Raw genomic sequence first — 19939 nt, 5'->3', positions numbered from 1 at the left:
TGGAAAAACTCCTTTCGAAATGAGACTAAGCAGATCATAAAGGATTACACTAGTGTCAATGTCAATACGCAAAAAAAGGCCCGGGAGCGTTTTGTATACTCCAGGGCCGCGTTTGCATTAGACGGTTTTCTTTTTGCTGATCGTAAAGGCGATTTGCCTCTCCAGTAATCTTTTCAATTCATGAAGCGCCTCGATTTGACGATTCACATGGCCTAGCTTCTCTTTATACGTTGCCAGCATCTCCTCGCAATATTCATATTCGTCAGGCTCTGCCGCTTCCGTCTTAAACAAGGCACCGATCTCATCTGTTGTTAATCCAAGCTTCAAATATAATTGAATCGCCTTGACTCGTTCTACGGCGGATTCGTCGAAATCCCGGTAATCGTTCTCCAGCCTGTCGGCGCGCAGAAGACCTTTATTTTCATAATGCCGAATGGATCGTACGCTGACATTAGATAATCGCGATAATTCGCTTGTTTTCATTCCTCAAGGCCTCCTTCGATAATTACTCCCCGTAAACTCTTCGTCCTTAGAGCGCTTTCTTTTAATTTCTGACTTGAGACAATCAATAATTAACAAAATGCTGAAGTAAATAACAACTAATAATCCAGCACGGGATAGAAATTGTGCAATGTAGTCACTTATAAACCCTTGAAAGTTCTCCAACACAGAGTAAAAATATACCGATGGAAGTCTAACGAAAATTAACATTATTCCGCCAAAAATTCCGAATAGTAAATTTAATTTGCGCTCCATAACATCATCCTTTGAACTCCTAGAGTAACCAAATTTAGTTTTAAGTTGTAACGCCATTATAAAATTTCACATCGTAAGTAGCAAACAGAAGACAAGAGGTATCGAATTAATGTGGTCTTCTGGCGGGAGTGTAACGGAACATTGGTGAAAGACAAAGAGCCAACGGACAAACGAACCGTCGGCTCAAGCGATAAATATTAGTTCAACAGGAAAACCCGATCCCACTCCGATTCCCGATCTTGCATGACAGAAAGCAGCGCAAGCGCAACGCCCGCAGCCCCGTCCAGCACGCCGGCGAAATGCAGCTTTTCGCCTTCTTCCAGCTCTGCAAAGCCGTAAGGCGCGCTAGCATCATAGGACTGAACAATTCGATCGACAAGACGGTCGCGTAAAGGAATCAGCTCCGCGGTTCCCGCGTCTGCGATCATCCGCTGCGTCATTTGCAGGAGACCGGCATAGCCGTGGCAAAAGGTGGCGGAATGCAAGTTCCACAGCCGTTCGGGACGCCGGGTCGTGCCAAGGAACGATTCAATCGCTGCTTGACGCCACGCCGGTTCCCCGAGCGCTTGCCCCGCGAGCCACAGCGTGCGCGCGACGCCGGGCCCGCCGTAGCACCAAGCCTCGCGGGGCGACGAACCGCTTGCGGCGCCCGCTGCCTGCTCTTGCCACGATACATGAGCGGGGCAATAGGGGCCGTGCTCATCCCTGATCGTAAACCGCATCAGCCACTCGGCGATGGAGCGGATGGTTTCCCGCCCGCCTTCCACTTCTACGCCTTGCTGATGCGCAAGGGAGAGCAGGGCCAACGGACCCGGAATGCCGTGGGAAACGCCGCAGTTGAAGTAGCCCTCGGGATATAGCTCCTGATCGGAGGAGGAAATAAGCCGGTCGGGTGAAATATACCATCCCGGAACCCGTGTGTTTTGCATCTCCTTGTATTCACACAGCTCAACCATATACTCAAGCACCTGCGTAAGCGCAATGCGCATCTCGGGATGCTCTTTAAAGTGCATCAAATAACGGCCTATCCCGCTTAAGCCCTGCATCACATCGTAATCGGACATGAGCACGCCTTCTTTTATATTTCTTCGGACTACATACATGTACTCGGGGAACATGCGCAGGAAAAAATCGTTGAGCGACCGAAGCATATTCCCGTATCGGGTGCCCTGCCGCGACAAAGCCTGGATGCCCGTAACGACTCCGGCCATACCGCTCCAGAGGGATAAGGATTCGATTCCTTGCCGTTCCAGAGATTGCTGCATGAGCACGACGTAGCGGTGACCTGCGACATCCCATTGCCCATCCGGCTCCAGGCGATCCAGTTCGCCGAACAACAGGCATAAGCCCGAATATCCCCGCGCAAGGTGCAGCCCGTTCCACTTCACGTAGAACTTCCCTTGTTCGATCCGTTTCTGTTCTTCCGTGAGGGCGAATCGCTCGATTTCTTCAGGGTCCTTCAATCGCCGGGCCGTTTCCATCACAATCGAGCGGACCCGTTCGATTCGTTCGGCACCTTCAAGCGGCAGCCACTTGGCCTCGCAAGCTTCTTTCGGGTTCATTCCGATTTCTCCCTTCGGATCATGGTTGCCTGCCGTAATCAAACGGCAGAACGCGCTTTGCGCTCCTGATCGGCGTCCAAATAAGCATTTGCTTGCATCATATAAAGCTCGGCATACATCCCGTTCAGCTGCATCAGCTGTTGATGATTGCCTTGCTCGACCACAGAGCCTTGATCCATCATGAGGATATGGTCGGCGTACCGGATGGCGGAATAGCGGTGAGAGATGAAAATACCTAACCGTTCGCGGACCAACTCCCGAAACGCCTGAAACACCAGCAGCTCGGTTTCCGGATCGAGCATGGAGCTGGGCTCGTCCAACACATAAAGCTCGGCTTCGCGCATGAAGGCTCTGGCGATGGCAATCCGCTGCCACTGTCCACCGGAGAGCTGCTGCCCTTCGTCAAACAAACGCCCGAGCTGGGTGGCAAGGCCTGTGGGCATCGATTGGACCAAGCCGGCGATGCCCGCCCGATCCGCCGCCTTCCACAATTCGGCGTCGTCCTCCATTTTGGCAACGTTGCCAAAACCGATATTTTGCCGGACCTGCATCTCATATTGGACGAAATCCTGGAATACGACGCCGACCTTGCGGCGAAACGCTTCGCAGTCCATATCGCGGATCGAGACACCGTTGATGAGAATGTCTCCTTCGAAGGAGTCGTACAGCTGCGTCAGCAGCTTCATCAGCGTTGTCTTCCCGGACCCGTTGCGCCCTACAATCGCGAGCGTTTCTCCACGCTGCAGGGTAAAGCTGACATTCCGCAAAGCCGGATAACTGCTGCCGGGATAACGGAAAGACACATTGCGGAATTCCACCGATTGGATGGCGGACGCATTCGTCGCACGGGAAGCCTCCGAAGCTTCGGTTCTTCTGACGGCAGGATCGGAGGACTGCAAATCCAGGAAAGCGAACAACTGCTGCAAAAATAAATTGTGCTGGCATAAGGAAAGAATGCCCTGCGTCAAATTTTGCGACGAAACCAAGGTTAACGTAATGGCTTGGGTATAGCTGACCACATGGCCGATCAAAATTTCGCGTTTATAGGCGGACCATAAGACCATGAGAAACATGAAAGCGTTGACCCCTTGCTGGATCGCTTGAAAAATCGCTCCCATGCCGAGCCGCTTCTTGATCATGCGTTTGTCTTCCGCCAAAAACTGCCGGAGCAGCTCGTGATATTTGCCGAGCAAATAACCGCCCAGTTGAAACAGCTTGATCTCCTTGAACGAGATATCCCTTGTCAGCAGCACGGACAAATACCAGGTATGCCGCATTTTTGGGGCCCGGTTCCATTGAATCATAAACTCCTGCTGCCCGATCCTCAGAAACGAATAGAAGGAGGCCAAGGGAATGAGGATCAGGAGAAAAGCCGCCCACCATTTCCACGAAATGAGCATAGCCGCGGTCGAGAATAACGTAATGGACGCGGTAACAATGGACAAAATCTGCTGCAGGATTTGATAAGGCCGATGACCGGCCTCGTTTTGAGCGCGTTTCAGGGCGTCTTGCACTTGGGAGTTCTCAAAATCGCTAAGCGAAAGGGAAATCGACTTCTCCATAATGAGCAGGTTGATCCGATTGCTGAGCAGTGTTTCAAATAATTTGCTGATGAAATTTTGAGCCAGCGACAGCGCTTCATTAAATGCGGTAAACGTAATGAGCCAAATAAAGGGCCAAAGCACGGTTTGAAAACCGGTATCCCAGGCAGCGCCTATGTTGTTGATCAAGGTTTGGAGCAGCAGCAGCGAGATGACCGGCGAAGCGCCGCGCAGGATGTTAATCAATAAAATCAGCAAGAAATACGGTTTGTGCGTTTGCCACAGCAATTGGAACACGCGGGGCCAATAGCGAAAGGATTGCAAAACATTCGTTAGATTTACGGTTAGGGATGCTTCTTCCGCAGCCGAGCTCATGGTTGATTCCTCCTAACATGCTGCAAGCTGTATAACGTATGTCTGGCCAAAGTCAACACCTTCTGCTCTTCCTCCCTTTGGATGCCGAACAGCCGGTTCAGATGCATATGGATCACGCTTTGTATCAGATCCTCCGGAGTATTGGTCAAGGTTCCCTCCGCTTGGCACAGCCGGATTCCCTCGACGTACCGGGTAATCGCCTCGCCGCGGACTTGGAGCATCGGCAGGATGGCCGCTCCGTCAGGAAGATGGCGAAGCTGGGCAAAGTTTCCTCTGGCATCCCCGAATTTCATTAGAAATGGCCGATGCTGACGGAACAGCTCCAAATGCTCCTTGTGCTGTACCATCGTGTTAAGCCAGTCGAATTGCTCGGAAAAGGACAGCCCGAACCGTTCCATGATGTCAATGACGCTGATGACGGCCAGCAAGTGCGGGTTCAGACTGAGGTGTCCCGATTGTCTGGCGTGAATCCATTCAGCCACGACCCGGCTGTCGAGACAGAACAGCCGCTCCGCTGTCCCGATCAACGTCCGGCCCCCGTACCGCTCGATTTCCGGATCGTAAGTATCGATCACCAGGCGGGACAACAGTCCGTCTTCCACGCACTGCCGCGTAAACCGGTACAGCTGCGGCAGCAGCACGGTGTGAAGCTGCTCGGGATGACCGCAGAAACGCCAGCGAAGATGCGGATCGGGATCGGCATAGCGCATAAAGAAGCTGCCGGCCGCCCATCCTTGCTCCTCCGCCTGACGGCAAAACTCCAGCAGAGGCCCCCCGATAAAAGCGTCGGCGCGATGATCCGAACCGTACCATTTCAGATACAGCCATTCGCTGCCCGGCATTTTCAATCTCTCCGCGAGGCGAATGGGAGGCGAGGCGAGAGCCCCGCCAAGATCCGGCTGCGAGGAAGCTTGCGGCAAGTCCCGTTTGACGAGAGGAAAAACAAACTCGGTCACGTAGTGCCCGCCTGCACTCTCGGGCAGATGCTCAAATGCAAAGCCGGTTTCGGTTAGGACGATCTGCCCCCCAGGCTGGAGCTTCGTATAATCCCGATACACTTCGTCCTGATGAAGCGGGGAGTCGAGATCCAGCAGCAAGCGGTTATCCGATTGGGTCAAATAAACAAAGCGCGGCACATTCCACTGCTTCCGGTACGTATCAAAAGCCTGGCGCCACTGCGTCTCCGTCATGTTCCCGTGAAAAGGCGGCAGGTCCCCGTTAAACTTCCAGCAAGCCGCCGCAATGATCGTTTTGCTGTACCTTAGCCGCGGTAAAAAAGGAAAGGTTCGCAGCTCGTTCCACTCGAAAAAATCGATGTTGCGCTGGTTTTCCATCGATAACTCACGCAAAAACCGGTAGACATTAGGCGAGTTCGACGTATTCAGCATATGGTTTGTCACCGGAATGACCTTTCGATTTCTTGCCAGAGACCGCAAATAAAAACCGCTCGAAGAAATGCCGACAACCAGATCGGAGAGTGGGATTGTATGCTCCGGATCTTTGGCTGAATTGGTGCCGATGTCGATTTCGTATTCGCGAATATTCGTGCTCAGAGCAACGTTAGCGGCTCGGCCGTCTCCTGGAAAATAAACGAGCTCGGCGAGAATCGCTTCGGGCTGAAGCTTTTGCTCCAATCGGTCAATTTGCTTGAGCTTGTCCACAAAGGAGGAATCAAACAAATCGACAAACCGGCCGACGGATTTGCCTGCACCGTAGGTGCCCGTCGTACCTCCGGCAATCAGCAGAAAGTCACCCTCCTCCACCGCTTGGCCGGATCGGGCGGCAAGGCCGAAATACAATTCCAACGACCGTGGCGCGTACTTTTCCTCCATCGGCACAGGTTCAAGCTGCGTCACCATGTCGTTGGTCAGCTCCAATTCCTGCCGCCCCTGCTGGAGGCATGTCATGACCCATTGGGTCAGCAGCATCTTTTTCTTTTGCTGGGCGAAAGAAGGGGTGTTGTCTTCCTTGCGTTTACTCCGGGGATATTCATATCCAGCCGGAGCGCCAAGCCCGATGTCTGCATCCAGCAGCTCCAGCAGGGGAACCTCGCGGTAAGCCCCGTATTTCTCCATGAAATCGGCTCGGTAGCTTTCCAGATGCGAAAGTCCCAGCCGTTCCCCGGAGATTCGCCACAGCACTTCACCGACGCGCTCGATCTCCTGCGCAACGGATTTGGGGAGGGTTAACGCCTCCATCGAGAGGGCCATGTCCACTTGCAGGACATGATCCGCTTCGGCAACGGATTTCATATGCTCAACAAGCTCATGGTATAATGGCTCGCCTTGCCCGATTTCCGTATGGTTATAGCTTGCGATAAGGGCTGCGGCCGTTTGTAGCTTCGCTCTTTCGTCTTCCACGCCTGTGACATCGGCCAAACGCCGCAGTACATAATCGAATGGCGAAGCGGTCATGAGAGGCGGTCGCAGGTCCGTAATGATGATTTCCTGCTGAACCAGCTGCCACAGAAATTGGTTTATTTGCTCGAGTGACGTATCGGAAAATTGGCTGTGCAGCTTCAGTGCCAATTCGCAAAAGGGGAGGGGCTGATGGGTAAGCTCCATCACCTGCTTCACAGCCGGAGTAAGGCGAACGGAGGTGCTCTCCATCGTGCTGTTGCTTTTCTGCTTGACGCCGTACTTGGTCAGGTAAGGCAGGTAAAGGCGGGAGCCTACGGGATAGGCCAAACAATTGAGACTGACCTTTAACTGCTTGACGATGTCAAATCGGCTCTCCAGGCCGGACAGCACTTTCAACAGCCATTCCATATCCGGGCGGGCTCGTTTGGCGTGGGCCGTTACAGGTTGAAGCTCGAACGCATACCGCTCCCCAAAATTTCCATATGATACTCCAGAAAATAAACCAAAAGGCGTCGGACGCGAGGTCATGCGCAGCAAATAGCGCAGAAAGCCTTTTACAGCCTGATCTTGTTTGCGAGGATGCTCCTGGTTGGTTAGATTGGGCAAGGCCTGAAGCAGCGGCAAGCTGGATACGGCAATGGCTTCCCGGATGATAGGCAATTCGGCGTAGGCGGCCAATTTCTCGAACCATGGCTGGCGGCTAAGCGCTTCATCCTCATTTGGATCGACAGAAAGGTTCTGGAATCGTTCCACCGGCAATAAAGGCATCCTCAAAATAAAAAAATCAAGCGCCTGAAAAACGCTTGGATGAGCTTGAGCTGGCGTCGGTTGAGAGGGGGCCACTTGAACTGACATGTCGTCTCACCTTCCGTTATCGAGTCGTAAGAGATACTTCGGAAGAACGCGAACGTTCCTCCGAAGTAGGCTGTAGGAACATGCGAAAGTTTAGCAGCTGCCGTGGGTGTAGCCGCACTGATGTCTGCCGGTAAAGCAGTTCGAGCTGAAGCAAGTATCCGAGAAGCATTTGGAAGAGAAGCATTGAGAGCTAAAGCAAGCGGACGTGAAGAGGCCGATGTTTTGGTTTACCGAGTTTACCGATTTCACTTCAACATCCAGGTCGAAAACGTTGTTTGCCATAGCTATTTTCTCCCTTCGAACGGAGAATGTTTCTCCGAAGTTTGTTGCGGCAGCCGGCGAAAGCTGAATGAATGGATGAAATTAGCAGCTGTAGCCGTGGGTGTAGCCGCACATATGACGGCCGGTATAGCAGTCGGAGGAATAGCAAGAATCGGAATAACATTTGGAAGAATAGCATTGAGAACTATAGCATTCTGACGTGTAAAGCCCAAAATTCGCGTTTACCGAATTAACCGATTTCACTTGGACATCCAGATCGAAATTGTTGTTTGCCATAAGTATCTTCTCCCTTCAAATGTAAAAAAATTTTAAACCGATTGGAACCGCTTTCACCTTCGCCTGGCCTTGCCGCAAAGAAACGTGAATGTGGAAGAATGAAATTCAAAAATATGTATTCATATCCACATTCGTCTATAATATACCGAATAATATAATAATAGTCAATATATTACAAATATTTTTATAAAAGTTAGTATAGTTGGAGATAGGACCTTGTTACGAGCACTGATCTTATTCAACGCGCAAAAGTGCTGAAACATCAAAGAACACGCGCGTTAAAAGGGATGTTTGCGTGATTCATCGGGGTAGTTTAGTATCTGAACTGTTACAAAAAGGAACTATAGCTTGTTTTATCCAAACCATAAAGGAGTGTTCCACATAAGATGAAAGCATAGCGTATGGATTCGAAATGCAGCGTCATGCAGTTTTGAAAACGTTTACTTTTGTGTAGAGAGTAGAGAATCGTTTCAGGAGGAATAGAGATGAACAATGCAGCGTTATTATCCGAGATCCAACCGTCGGCGTCCTCGCGTATGACCGACTTGTTCGAGAAAATGCAGGAGCATGAGCAGGTGCTGTTTTGCAACGACCCCGCCACGGGCTTGAAAGCGATTATCGCCATCCACGATACGACGCTCGGCCCGGCTTTGGGAGGAACGCGGATGAGGCCTTATGCTACCGTCGAGGAAGCGCTGGAGGACGTTCTGCGTTTATCGAAGGCGATGACCTATAAATGCGCAGCGGCTGATGTGGACTTCGGCGGGGGAAAAGCGGTCATCATCGGGGATCCGGCCAAAGATAAAACCCCGGAATTGTTCCGGGCTTACGGACAATTTATCGATTCGTTGAACGGGAGATTTTATACCGGGACGGATATGGGCACGGTGCTGGACGATTTCGTCCATGCCTGCAAGGAGACGAATTGCATCGCCGGGCTGCCCGAGGAATATGGCGGCGGGGGAGAAACGTCGATTCCGACGGCTTTGGGCGTTCTGTACAGCATGAAAGCTGTAGCCCGGACGTTATGGGGGCATGAGGAGTTGAGCGGCAAGCGGTTTGCGATTCAAGGCTTGGGGAAGGTCGGCTTTAAAGTCGCCGAGCATTTGCTGCAGGAAGGAGCCGATCTCTATGTGACCGATGTGGATCAAACCGCGGTAGATCAAATTGTGGAAAGAGCCGGTAAGCTTGGCAGAACCGCGACCGACGTGAAAGGAGAAGAGATTTACGGCGTGGAGGCCGACTTCTTCGTTCCGTGCGCTGTCGGCGGCATTATCAACGATCAAACGATCGGGCAGCTCAAGGTCCGAGCGATCGCAGGCGCAGCGAACAATCAGCTGCTTCATGAGAGCCATGCCCTTGAACTAAAACGAAGAGGTATCCTTTACGCTCCCGATTACGTGGTCAACAGCGGCGGAATCATGCAAGTATCGGATGAGCTTTACGGACCGAACAAAGACAGAGTATTGGCCAAAACGAAAGCGATCTATCATTCGCTGCTCCGCGTATTCTCGGAAGCCAAGGAAAAAAACATCACGACGGTTGAAGCGGCGAATCTGATCTGCGAGCAGCGAATTCAATCCAGAAAAGGAAGAAACAGCTTCTTCTCCCCCAGAAAGCGCGCCAAATGGCAAATCCGCCACTAACCGCAGGTAGGAAGCACGGAGACCTAATTACGATTTTCCGGGAGGCTTGTTCTGATGGCTACCGTCAAGCTGTGCAGCTCGAATGAGCTGACCAAATCGGAAGCTTTAAAACAAATATCGCGCGACGGTTCCGTTGATATTGTGGTGAAGGACTGTTTGGGCAATTGCGGGCAATGTTACTTGGAGCGCTTCGTGAAAGTGGATCAACAAATTATCGTGTTGAACGATGATGAAGAGCTGCTGGACCAGCTTCTGAAAGCGGCCGCCTCCGAAGCTGACTAACCTCATTTAACGTACTAAAGCGATTTCGCGTCGACACGCGCATACAGCATTGAACGTTTTTGAAGAGTTCACAAGTTTGCCATATAATAGCCTTAACAATAAGGAATATTATTCTAGGAGGTTATAAAAATGGAAATGGATACTACCTTAGTTAGCGAGCTGCAGCAAGATTTTTTCCCGATCGAGGATTTTGAATATATGGAATTTTACGTTGGCAACGCGAAGCAGGCTGCCTATTATATGAGCCGGGCCTTCGGGTTCAAGCTTGTCGCCTTCGCCGGGCTGGAAACCGGTCAGCGCGATCGCGTGTCCTATGTGCTGGAGCAGCGGAAAATCCGCTTTGTGGTGACGGGCTCGCTTCAGGAGGACCACCCGGTCACGGAATTTATCAAGAAGCATGGCGAAGGAACGAAGGATGTCGCGTTTCGGGTTGACGACGTTGAAAAGGCTTACGCGGAGGCGATTTCCAGAGGCGGCATTCCCGTGATGGCGCCGCAGGTGCTAACGGACGAACACGGCACCTACAAAAAAGCCATCATCGGCACGTACGGCGATACGGTGCATACCCTCGTGGACCGCAAGAACTATAAGGGCTTGTTTGCGCCGGGATATCAGCCCGTCAACTTCTCGTTTCCGTATCAGGATGCGGGTCTTATCGGAATCGACCATGTCGTCGGTAACGTCGAGGAAATGAACGAATGGGTGTCCTACTACGAGAAGGTCATGGGCTTCAAGGAAATGATTCATTACGATGATGAAGATATCAGCACGGAATATTCGGCTTTGATGTCCAAAGTCATTTGCAACGGCGGCCGGATCAAAATGCCGATTAACGAGCCCGCAACCGGTAAGCGCAAGTCGCAAATCGAAGAATATTTGGAGTTTTACAACGGCCCTGGGGTGCAGCACGCAGCTTTATTGACCAACGATATTATTACAACCGTGAAGGTGCTGAAGGAAAACGGCGTGGAATTCCTGGATACGCCGGATACGTACTATGATGAGCTGGCGGATCGGGTCGGCAAGATCGACGAAGATATCGAGAAACTGAAGCAATACCGCATTCTTGTCGACCGTGACGAGGAAGGGTACCTACTGCAAATCTTTACGAAGCCGCTCGTTGACCGCCCGACCCTGTTCTTCGAAATCATTCAGCGCAAAGGGGCGACGACGTTCGGCGAAGGTAACTTCAAAGCGCTGTTCGAATCGATCGAGAGAGAGCAAGCGCGTCGCGGAAACTTGTAATTTTCTTGCAAATCGACAGGCTAAAGGAAAGGCGGGCAATCGTCACATGATTTCCAGCGCTAGAGCTTTGATGGAGCAGCTTCTCGATTATGCCGGGTTATTTCCGCCCGCCGCCCTGCCTCTGGAGCAGGCCATACGCAATTACGCGGCTTACCGGGACGGACGGGACGCATGGATGCTGGGCCGGTTCATCATTCCCTCCGCGCAATTGGAGAAGCTGTCTCCGTATATGCCGATGTTTTCCGGGGACTGGCCGCTGCGGCTGTCGGTTCTTGGAACCCGCAGCCGGGATGCGGAAGAATGCCTTCAACTGCTTGACGATACTTTGCGGCAAACGGAGGCTTTCCGGGGGAAGCATGGTTCGTCGGTGAACATCGACGTACTGGAGCTTCCTCTTCCCCCTTCAGGCGCGGACCGTCGGCTACTAGATGAGATTGCAGCCGGAGCATCGGAACACGGCCTCCGGCTGTTCTTCGAATGGACGCTTCCATTGAACGGCGATTGGGGGAACCGGATCGAAGAAGCCCTTGATGCGGTGAAGTGCTGCGCCAGCCAAGGCGGGATGCAGCCGGGCGTAAAGCTGCGGACCGGAGGCGTCACCTCCGACGCGTTTCCGTCGCCGGAGCAGGTGGCCGCCGTCCTCGTCGGGTGCAGAGACCGCCAATTGGCGTTGAAGTTCACAGCCGGCCTTCATCACCCGGTTCGCATGTACCGGGAGGAAGTGAAGACCGAGATGCACGGCTTCCTTAACGTATTTGTCGCGGGGATGCTGGCGCATGTCCACAAGCTGAACCGCGACAAAACCGCCGAAATTTTGGCAGACAAGGATCCCGACAGCTTCGTCTTCCTGCCGGATGCGTTAGGCTGGAGAACGCTTACCGTTTCGGCCGACGAGGTGCGGAGGCTGCGCAATCAGGCGCTGTGCTCCTACGGAAGCTGCAGCTTCGACGAGCCTCGTGACGAGCTGCGGGAGTTAAAATCCATTGAATAAAAGGAGCCGTTAAAAGATGCTGCGCTCATTTGTTGAGGTTGCGCCGGAATCGCATTTTTCGATCCAAAATCTTCCCTACGGCGTGTTCCGCTCCCGTAACGGCGGACCTCCCCGGATTGGCGTGGCCATTGGGGAGTATGTTCTGGATCTTGCCGTCCTCGATCAGGCGGGCTGCTTCGCGAAGACGGAAGCAGCCGGAAAAGGAATATTCGATCAAGCGTCGCTGAACGCTTTTATGGCACTCGGCCGCCCGGTCTGGCAGCGGGTTCGCGCGGAAATTCAGCGGCTGCTGTCGGCTGACGAGCCGGAGCTGCGGGATAACGCAGGGCTGCGGACCGCCGCCTTGCTTCCGCAGAAGGATGCAGAGCTGCTGCTGCCTGTAGAGATCGGCGATTATACGGATTTTTACGCTTCGCGGGACCATGCCTTCAATGTAGGAACGATGTTCCGGGGGAAAGAGAACGCCTTAATGCCCAACTGGCACCATCTCCCGGTCGGGTACCATGGCCGGGCCAGCTCGATCGTACTTAGCGGGACCGACGTACGCCGCCCGCAAGGGCAGATGAAGCCGCCGGATGCGGCGGCCCCTGTATTCGGACCGAGCCGCCAGCTGGACTTTGAGCTGGAAATCGGGTGGTTTATGGGTCCGGGCAACCCGCTCGGTACTCCCATCCCTGTCGAACGGGCGGAGGAGCATATTTTCGGACTGGTGCTTGTCAACGATTGGAGCGCCCGGGATATTCAGGCTTGGGAGTACCAGCCGCTCGGACCTTTTCTCGCGAAAAATTTCGCGACGTCGATTTCGCCCTGGGTCGTGCCGCTCGATGCTTTGGAGCCGTTCCGCATCCGCGGAAGCCGACAGGAGCCGGAGCGGCTTCCTTATCTGAAGCAGGAGGGGGCGCACTCCTTCGATATCAAGCTTGAAGTGTATCTGCAAAGCGCCGATATGAAGCAGGCGGAGCGGATCACGGAGAGCAATGTCAAATACCTGTATTGGAGCATGGCGCAGCAAATCGCTCACCATACGGTAGGCGGCTGCAACCTGCGGGCCGGGGATTTGCTTGCCTCCGGGACAATCAGCGGACCGGATAAGGCAAGTCGCGGATGCATGCTGGAATTGGCGTGGCGCGGAGCGGAGCCGCTTCAATTAAGCGATGGCGTCAAGCGAGTCTGGCTGGAAGACGGCGACCGGCTGACCATGACCGGCTACGCGCAAGGCGACGGGTACCGCATCGGATTTGGCGAGGTGACGGGCCGGATTTTGCCTTCGTTGAAATAAGCAAGCGCAACTTAACCAAGGAGGTCGTACAAGATGCCGTTCTACCATCGGATGGGGCAAATTCCCAATAAAAGACACGTGCAGTTCAGAAAAGAAGACGGTTCGTTGTTTCGCGAGCAAGTGATGGGTACGAAAGGCTTCTCCGGCATTCAATCGATCCTTTACCATCATGGGGCGCCGACGGAAATCGTCAAAGCCGAGTTCCTCGGTGCGTACAGCATAGAGTACGAGGACGACAGCGTGCTCGGGTACCGCCATTTTCAGACGGGAGCGGCTCCGAAGAAGGGAGACCCCGTTCTTGGAAGAACGTATGTGCTCGGCAATGACGATATCCTGCTTGCCGTTTCGAGTCCCACGGAACCGATGAATTATTATTACCGCAACGGCGACGGCGACGAGCTTCTGTTCGTACATTATGGAACAGGCAAGGTCGAGTCGATGTTTGGCACGCTGCGCTACCGTCCGGGCGATTATATCGTCCTTCCGATCGGTACCATTTACCGGATCGTGCCGGATGGGGATGACACCAAATTTTTGGTCGTGGAAACGAACAGCTGGATCAGCACGCCGAAGCGTTACCGCAACGAGCATGGTCAGCTGCTGGAGCACAGCCCTTTTTGCGAAAGGGATATCCGGCTGCCGGAGACGCTGGAGACGCACACGGAGCTCGGGGAGTTCGAGGTGCGGTCCAAGACGAGAGGCGCGCTGCATTCGCATATTTACAGCCATCATCCGCTAGACGTCGTCGGCTGGGACGGTTATCTGTATCCGTATATTTTCAACATTGCGGATTTCGAACCGATTACCGGACGCATTCATATGCCGCCTCCGATTCACCAGACGTTCGAAGGGCATCAGTTCGTCGTCTGCTCCTTCGTCCCGAGACTGTACGATTACCATCCGGAAGCCGTGCCTACGCCTTATTTCCACAGCAACGTGGACAGCGACGAGGTGCTTTACTACGTCGAGGGCAATTTCATGAGCCGCCGGGGCATCGAAGAAGGGTCCATTACGCTTCATCCGTCAGGAATTCCTCACGGGCCTCATCCCGGCACAATCGAAGCGAGCCTGGGCAAAAAAGAAACGAAGGAATTGGCGGTTATGGTGGACACGTTCCGTCCGCTCAAGGTCGTCAAGGCGGCCCACGCTTTCGAAGACAAAAACTATTTGTACAGCTGGTCCCATAAATAAATCAGCGTGGTGGTGGCATAGTGCGGCGGAATAACGTGCGAAGCGAGGAAGAAATCCATCAGTTATTCGAAGCCATTTTATCGTTGCAAACGAAGGAGGAATGCTACGATTTTTTTTCCGATTTGTGCACGGTAAACGAGGTCAAAACGATGGCTCTCAGGCTTGAAGTCGCAAGGCAGCTGCTCGAAGGAGCTACTTATTTGGATATTATCGAGGAGACCCAGAAGGGCAGCGCCATCATTTTTCGGGTCAAAAATTGTCTGAAGCACGGAAGTGGAGGCTTCCGGACCATTTTGGAGCGGTTGAATATGCACGGCAAACAGCGATGAGAAAAACGGCACGCCTGCCGCAGGAAGCGTTCTGACGGGAGACCGATGGATGAGAAACGAAGCGTTAAATCGTTATGGGGTTTGCACTCGTACAGCCTGGTTTCCCGTCGAATGCTTTCTTGTTTATTATGAATGCGCTTACATGCAAGGCCTCGCACGTCTTACGATTCTGTTCGTGAAGGAGGAATAGTTATGGTAACGAAAAAACCGTCGTTTTTCATGTCATGCGCGCTCATTGCGGTTATCATCATCATTTTGGCGATAAGCATTCTTCACTATCAAGTTGCTCCGCAAATCCCCATCTTGATGGCATCAATCCTTCTTTCGTTGTATGGCTTAACATTAGGCTTCACTTGGAAACAGCTGGAATCGGCTGTCGTCAAAGGCATTTTGTACGGCCTCCCCTCGATACTGATATTGTGTCTCATCGGTATCTTGATTGGGATATGGGTGTTGAACGGAACCGTGCCGACTTTGTCTTATTACGGCTTGCACATTCTTTCGCCCAGCTACTTTCTCGTCTCGGCGGTATTGATTTGCGGAGTCGTCTCCGTGCTGACAGGAAGCTCCTGGAGCGCGATCGGCACAATGGGCGTTGCTTTGATGGGGGTCGCCTACGGCATGGGAATTTCTCCCGCTATGGCTGCAGGGGCGATCGTTTGCGGCTCCGTGTTCGGTGATAAAATATCCCCTCTCTCGGATACGACGAATCTTGCCTCCGCGACAGCCAAGGTGCCTATTTTCGATCATATCCGGCATATGCTGTGGACGACGATTCCGAGCTTGGTATTGACGCTGATTCTGTTTGCTTTTTTTGCCATATCCTCCGACCGCGCCGCAGACACCGCCGGCATTGAAACGATGATCCGCACCCTCAACGAACGCTTCGCGATTACTCCTCTGACCCTGCTCTCGCCGCTGGCGATTATCGTCTTGGCTTTCAAACGGTTCGATGCCATTCCAACGCTCGTTATCGGTTTATTGGTCGCGATCGCGACGGCCTTTTTTACGGTTCCCGGCGTTTCGGCAGGCCGGCTTATGACCGTCGCGCACTTTGGCTATAAGTCGGAAACGGGAGTGGAGGCGATCGATAAGCTGCTGTCGCTCGGCGGGCTATCCAGTATGATGTCTGCCGTCTCGCTCATCATTATGGCGCTCGCCTTCGGCGGTCTTGTGAAAGAAATCGGTCTGGTTCATACCATGATCGACCGGATTAAGAGCCTCTTGAATAATAAAGGCAACGTTATCAGCGCGACGGTTTTTTCTTCGATCGGGGTGAATGTCATTATCGGGGAATGCTACTTGTCCATTATTTTGCCCGGACAAATGCTGGAGTCTTCGTACAAGCGGCTGAAGCTTCATCCGAAAAACTTGTCCAGAACGCTGGAGGATGCCGGAACCATCGTCCATCCGGCCGTTCCATGGGGAGTCTCCGGCGCCTTTATTATGGCTACGCTGAATATCGGCATGGAGTATGTTCTTTATTCGTTTATGTGCTTTATCACGCCCTTGTTAGCGATCGTGTTCGGTTATACCGGTTTCGCCATTGCGCCGATCGGCGAGGAGGACGAGAGGGGAGCGTACGAGGAAAAGTTTGAGATCGGCATGAACAACAGCGGCATGTAGACTGGAAAGAGTTTGCTGGCGTTGGGGCACCAAGCGCGAAGGCGGTTCGCCGGAGAAGAGGTCCGGCGGATCGCCTTTTTGCGGTTGCCCGGCTACTCTTCCACGTAATCGTCGCCGGACGAGTCATGGGTCGGATGCGCGTCGGGATACCCGCGGGAGAGGCCTGCGTGAAGCTCGCGGTTCTCGTAAGTAAACTGGTTGTACGAACGCTGATCCTCCCGCCACGGCGTGCTCTTGCCGAGCGATTCGGTGAGAAGGCTGCTGCCGTAAGGGCCTTCCGGAAATTCCTCCGCCGTCAGGTCGTTGCGCTGGGATTCCACCGTGCTTAGATCGGTGTATTTCTTTTGCGGCGCTTCGCTCATAAATCCGTCTTGGTTCGTGTCGTTTGGGCTCATGCCGGGTTCCTCCTTTCGGTAAGCGAGATTGCTTTATCATAGCATGCCCTTATACCGGAAGATTATCCAATTCGTGCTTGTCAGTCGTCGCGTGACGTGGTAATATAAATCTAATTTCAAACGTGACTTGAGAGGAAGCACCTCTTACCTGCTATTGGGTAAGATGGTGCTTTTTTGCGTTTGAAGCCAGTTTGACAACTTCTTGGGGGAGGTTTTTCGAATGAATCTGGTGTTTTTGAACAGCTTGGAAAAGGCAACGGAAGAGGGGAATGTCCGTACGGCGCAGGTGACGATCGGCGAAAGCCAAGGCACCTGGATGGTCATGTGGAACGAGACGAGAGAAGACGGCCGACGTGAGCAGGAGTGCTGGTACGAAGGACTGCGCTGGGAGGAGATGCTGGCGATTTTCCGCGAGCGGGTGTTTGCCAAGCAATGCGGTGGCTATAAGCCGATCGTGCAGGTGAACGTAAGCGAAATCGACGTATTGGACCACCGGACGGCGTATATTCAACGCTTGCATTTTTACGGCGAGAAGCATGCCAACGAAGAGCTGTTCGACAAGCTGCGCGATTGGCGGTTTAAACAAGCAAGCATCGACGGCAAAGCGGCTTATCTGATCGCGACCAATCGGCTGCTTAAGATGATAAGCGCCTTCGTTCCCCACACGGAAGAAGAGCTGCTGCATCTTCCGGGATTCGGCAAAGCCAAAGCTGCCGCCTACGCAGCCGATATCGTCGCCATCACCACCGGCTTCCAGCGGGATACGGATTTTCCGCTGTCGTGGGTGGCGGAATCGATCAATCCGGGAGAGCTGAATGCCTGGCTGCTTCAGGAAAATGAACGGAAGCGGAAGGCCGAGGAGGAGAAGCGGGAGATCAAGCATAAGCTGCTCGAAGCCATTGCGCGCGGGGAGAAGCTGGAGGAGCTGCTGGAGCAGACCAAGATGCAACGGCGCAGTTTGCTGCAGCTGTTCGAAGAGCTGGATCGCGAAGGCTACGACCTGCAGAGCTATATCGAAGGGCAGCTTGAGCAGGTGCCCGAGCCGGAGCGCGAGCTGGCATGGAAGGCGTTCCAGCAGCAGGGCGACCGATATTTGAAACCGATACTGCAAACGGTCTACAGCCAGAAGGAGCTGACTGCGCAAGATGCGGACCGTGTCTACGAATGGCTTCGCATGCTGCGGATGAAGTTCCGCCGCGAGAATGAACAGAAGACGGTTGAAGCGAGCTGAGGCGCGGCAGCAGGGCAAAAAAACATTGAACAAGCCCGGCGGCTAAGGTAAGATGGATTATAGGAATATGAAGGAGCTGACCGTATGGAGGAGCTTCGGGCTATACTTCATAGCATCATCAAGAACCAGGAAGAAACCAACGCGAAAATAAGCGAGCTGAATTTGCAGTTAAGCGCCAAAATCGGTGAAACGAACACGCGAATCGACGACCTTAACGTGAAGATCGATAAAGTCGACACCCGACTCAGCGCAAAGATCGACCAAGTCGACGCTCGACTTACTGCGCGAATCGACGCCCTAGATGCGAAGATCGACGAAGTTAACACCGGTCTCGGCGCCAAAATCGACTTTCTCGATGCCCGGCTGGATCGCGTTCATCTAAGCTTGCAGAGCCAGATCGACGATGTCGGTGCGGACGTCAGGCATATTAAACGGAGCATGCGTTTGTTCGAAAACGATATGGATGCGACCTTGGACCGGATTAAACGTCTGGAAGACCATACGGCCAAGCATCCTGAATGAGGAACCTTTCCCAAGGTTCCTTTTTTTGCATGCAAAAAAAAAGGAACGGCTTCACAGCCAATCCTTTTTGCGGAACAATACGAACATGAAGATACCGACAAGCGCCAAAACAACGACCGCGGCGACTCCACCGTACTCCCAGTGCAAGCCGGGAATATACTCAAAGTTCATACCATAAACGCCAGTAATGAACGTCAGCGGCATGAAAATGGTCGTCAGTGCCGTAAACACGCGCATGATTTCGTTCGCGCGGTTGGCGAGGGAAGATTGATAAGCCTCCCGCAAGTTCGCCATCAAGTCGCGGAACGTTTCGAACGTCTCGGATATTTTTACGGCGTTTTCGTAAATATCGCCAAAATATTTTTTAAGCGGCTCGCTGACCAGCTTCAGCTCTTTTTTGTGCAGTGTCGCGATGACTTCTTTTTGCGGGACGAGCACTTTTTTGAGCCATAAAATTTCGCTTCGCAGCCCGATGATCTCATTCAAATGCGACTTCTTCGTATGCATCAGAATGTCTTCTTCCAGCTTCTCGATTTTCGCTTCGATCCGGTCCCCGACGTTGGTGTAATTATCGACGATAAGGTCGATCAAGTGATACAGAAACTGATCGGGAGCCGTAACCTCCTCTTCCCAGAGAATTGGCTTCAAGGCGCGAATTTCGTTAATTTTTTGCCGGGTGATCGTGATGATATAGTGCTTCCCCAGAAAAATATTGAGTGCGCGGAGAAAAATTTCCTCGTCATCGAAACGGATGCTGTTGACCACGATAAAATAATGCGAGTCGTACAGCTCGATCTTCGGCCGCTGTTCTTCTTCTGTCAAAACGTCCTCTATGGCGAGCTCATGAAGATGAAATAAAGGCTGTAAAATGTCCAAATCCTCTGGCTCGGCATCAATCCAATAAAAGCCGTGCTGAGGCGGATCGATGGTTTGCGTGATGTCTTCCACTAGGGTAAAAATGCCGTCCTGAACCAAGCGTGCCTTCATAAGTTCCACCCCTCCTATTGATCGGATGGAACGCTCGGCCGTCTGCCTCTTGCGAGAAAACAGACGTTAGGCTTTAGTCAGGTGCTGCTCGTCATCTTCACGCACAAAAAAGCATGCGCATTCTTGAACGAATGGCAAACGACCGGGTTCCATACGATGGATTCAATTGTGTTTGAACGTAGATACGACTTCCCGGGTCTCCGTCCAT

18 protein-coding genes are annotated in these 19939 nt (G+C 52.8%); 10 read left to right on the top strand and 8 right to left on the bottom strand.

The annotated features are described in order from the left end of the window. Window positions 1–117: 117 nt before the first annotated feature. The 6 genes from PEL01S_RS06205 to PEL01S_RS35655 all read right to left on the bottom strand — a co-directional run bounded on the left by PEL01S_RS06205 (window position 118) and on the right by PEL01S_RS35655 (window position 8007). Window positions 118–483, bottom strand: a complete 366-nt coding sequence (locus PEL01S_RS06205) for a MerR family transcriptional regulator (RefSeq protein ID WP_127459724.1) — start codon at window positions 481–483, stop codon at window positions 118–120. Between the two features lie 470 nt (window positions 484–953). Beyond that, the gene (locus PEL01S_RS06200) at window positions 954–2318 is read right to left on the bottom strand and encodes a lanthionine synthetase C family protein (protein WP_127459723.1); all 1365 of its coding nucleotides are present in this window, start codon (window positions 2316–2318) and stop codon (window positions 954–956) included. Between the two features lie 38 nt (window positions 2319–2356). Beyond that, window positions 2357–4234, bottom strand: coding sequence for an ABC transporter ATP-binding protein (locus PEL01S_RS06195; RefSeq protein WP_127459722.1), 1878 nt, complete (start codon window positions 4232–4234; stop codon window positions 2357–2359). Beyond that, complete coding sequence (locus PEL01S_RS06190; protein ID WP_164824248.1) at window positions 4231–7347, bottom strand: lantibiotic dehydratase; 3117 nt, start codon at window positions 7345–7347, stop codon at window positions 4231–4233. The genes PEL01S_RS06195 and PEL01S_RS06190 overlap by 4 nt, the downstream gene beginning before the upstream one ends. Before the next feature lie 192 nt (window positions 7348–7539). Then, window positions 7540–7731: an elgicin/penisin family lantibiotic gene (locus PEL01S_RS06185; RefSeq protein ID WP_063181216.1), complete on the bottom strand. Its 192-nt coding sequence runs from the start codon at window positions 7729–7731 to the stop codon at window positions 7540–7542. Between the two features lie 81 nt (window positions 7732–7812). Next, complete coding sequence (locus PEL01S_RS35655) at window positions 7813–8007, bottom strand: elgicin/penisin family lantibiotic (protein ID WP_063181218.1); 195 nt, start codon at window positions 8005–8007, stop codon at window positions 7813–7815. Between the two features lie 485 nt (window positions 8008–8492). On the opposite strand from PEL01S_RS35655, the gene PEL01S_RS06175 reads away from it, so the two are divergent. The 8 genes from PEL01S_RS06175 (at window position 8493) to nhaC (ending at window position 16596) form a co-directional block, all read left to right on the top strand. Further along, complete coding sequence (locus PEL01S_RS06175) at window positions 8493–9653, top strand: Glu/Leu/Phe/Val dehydrogenase dimerization domain-containing protein (protein ID WP_275587168.1); 1161 nt, start codon at window positions 8493–8495, stop codon at window positions 9651–9653. A gap of 54 nt (window positions 9654–9707) precedes the next feature. Further along, on the top strand, window positions 9708–9935 hold the full coding sequence (locus PEL01S_RS06170; RefSeq protein ID WP_063181220.1) for a DUF1450 domain-containing protein: 228 nt from the start codon (window positions 9708–9710) through the stop codon (window positions 9933–9935). A gap of 129 nt (window positions 9936–10064) precedes the next feature. Then, window positions 10065–11180 (top strand): 4-hydroxyphenylpyruvate dioxygenase, encoded by a 1116-nt coding sequence (hppD, locus tag PEL01S_RS06165; protein ID WP_127459720.1) that lies wholly within the window; start codon window positions 10065–10067, stop codon window positions 11178–11180. A gap of 46 nt (window positions 11181–11226) precedes the next feature. Beyond that, a complete protein-coding gene (locus PEL01S_RS06160) occupies window positions 11227–12171 on the top strand; it encodes a hypothetical protein (RefSeq protein WP_127459719.1) in 945 nt (314 codons plus the stop codon). A gap of 16 nt (window positions 12172–12187) precedes the next feature. Continuing rightward, a complete protein-coding gene (fahA, locus tag PEL01S_RS06155) occupies window positions 12188–13450 on the top strand; it encodes a fumarylacetoacetase (RefSeq protein WP_127459718.1) in 1263 nt (420 codons plus the stop codon). A 33-nt stretch (window positions 13451–13483) separates the two neighbouring features. After that, window positions 13484–14641 (top strand): homogentisate 1,2-dioxygenase, encoded by a 1158-nt coding sequence (locus tag PEL01S_RS06150; RefSeq protein WP_127459717.1) that lies wholly within the window; start codon window positions 13484–13486, stop codon window positions 14639–14641. Window positions 14642–14661: 20 nt separating this feature from the next. Next, complete coding sequence (locus tag PEL01S_RS06145; RefSeq protein WP_127459716.1) at window positions 14662–14970, top strand: YerC/YecD family TrpR-related protein; 309 nt, start codon at window positions 14662–14664, stop codon at window positions 14968–14970. Between the two features lie 192 nt (window positions 14971–15162). Then, window positions 15163–16596, top strand: coding sequence for a Na+/H+ antiporter NhaC (nhaC, locus tag PEL01S_RS06140; protein ID WP_063181229.1), 1434 nt, complete (start codon window positions 15163–15165; stop codon window positions 16594–16596). Between the two features lie 92 nt (window positions 16597–16688). Here nhaC and PEL01S_RS06135 read toward each other — a convergent pair whose 3' ends face one another. Continuing rightward, window positions 16689–16991 (bottom strand): hypothetical protein, encoded by a 303-nt coding sequence (locus tag PEL01S_RS06135; protein ID WP_010497973.1) that lies wholly within the window; start codon window positions 16989–16991, stop codon window positions 16689–16691. A 220-nt stretch (window positions 16992–17211) separates the two neighbouring features. Between PEL01S_RS06135 and PEL01S_RS06130 the strand changes: the two genes are divergently transcribed. After that, window positions 17212–18222, top strand: coding sequence for an HRDC domain-containing protein (locus tag PEL01S_RS06130; protein ID WP_127459715.1), 1011 nt, complete (start codon window positions 17212–17214; stop codon window positions 18220–18222). A gap of 84 nt (window positions 18223–18306) precedes the next feature. Next, window positions 18307–18744, top strand: a complete 438-nt coding sequence (locus tag PEL01S_RS06125; RefSeq protein ID WP_063181233.1) for a coiled-coil domain-containing protein — start codon at window positions 18307–18309, stop codon at window positions 18742–18744. A 51-nt stretch (window positions 18745–18795) separates the two neighbouring features. Here PEL01S_RS06125 and corA read toward each other — a convergent pair whose 3' ends face one another. Then, window positions 18796–19731, bottom strand: coding sequence for a magnesium/cobalt transporter CorA (corA, locus tag PEL01S_RS06120; protein WP_036689892.1), 936 nt, complete (start codon window positions 19729–19731; stop codon window positions 18796–18798). Between the last annotated feature and the right edge of the window lie 208 nt (window positions 19732–19939).

This window comes from Paenibacillus elgii NBRC 100335, assembly GCF_004000865.1.
Classification (GTDB): Bacteria; Bacillota; Bacilli; order Paenibacillales; family NBRC-103111; genus Paenibacillus_G; species Paenibacillus_G elgii.
Note: the sequence above shows the minus strand (reverse complement) of the source record. Positions and strands in the feature narration are given on the sequence as shown.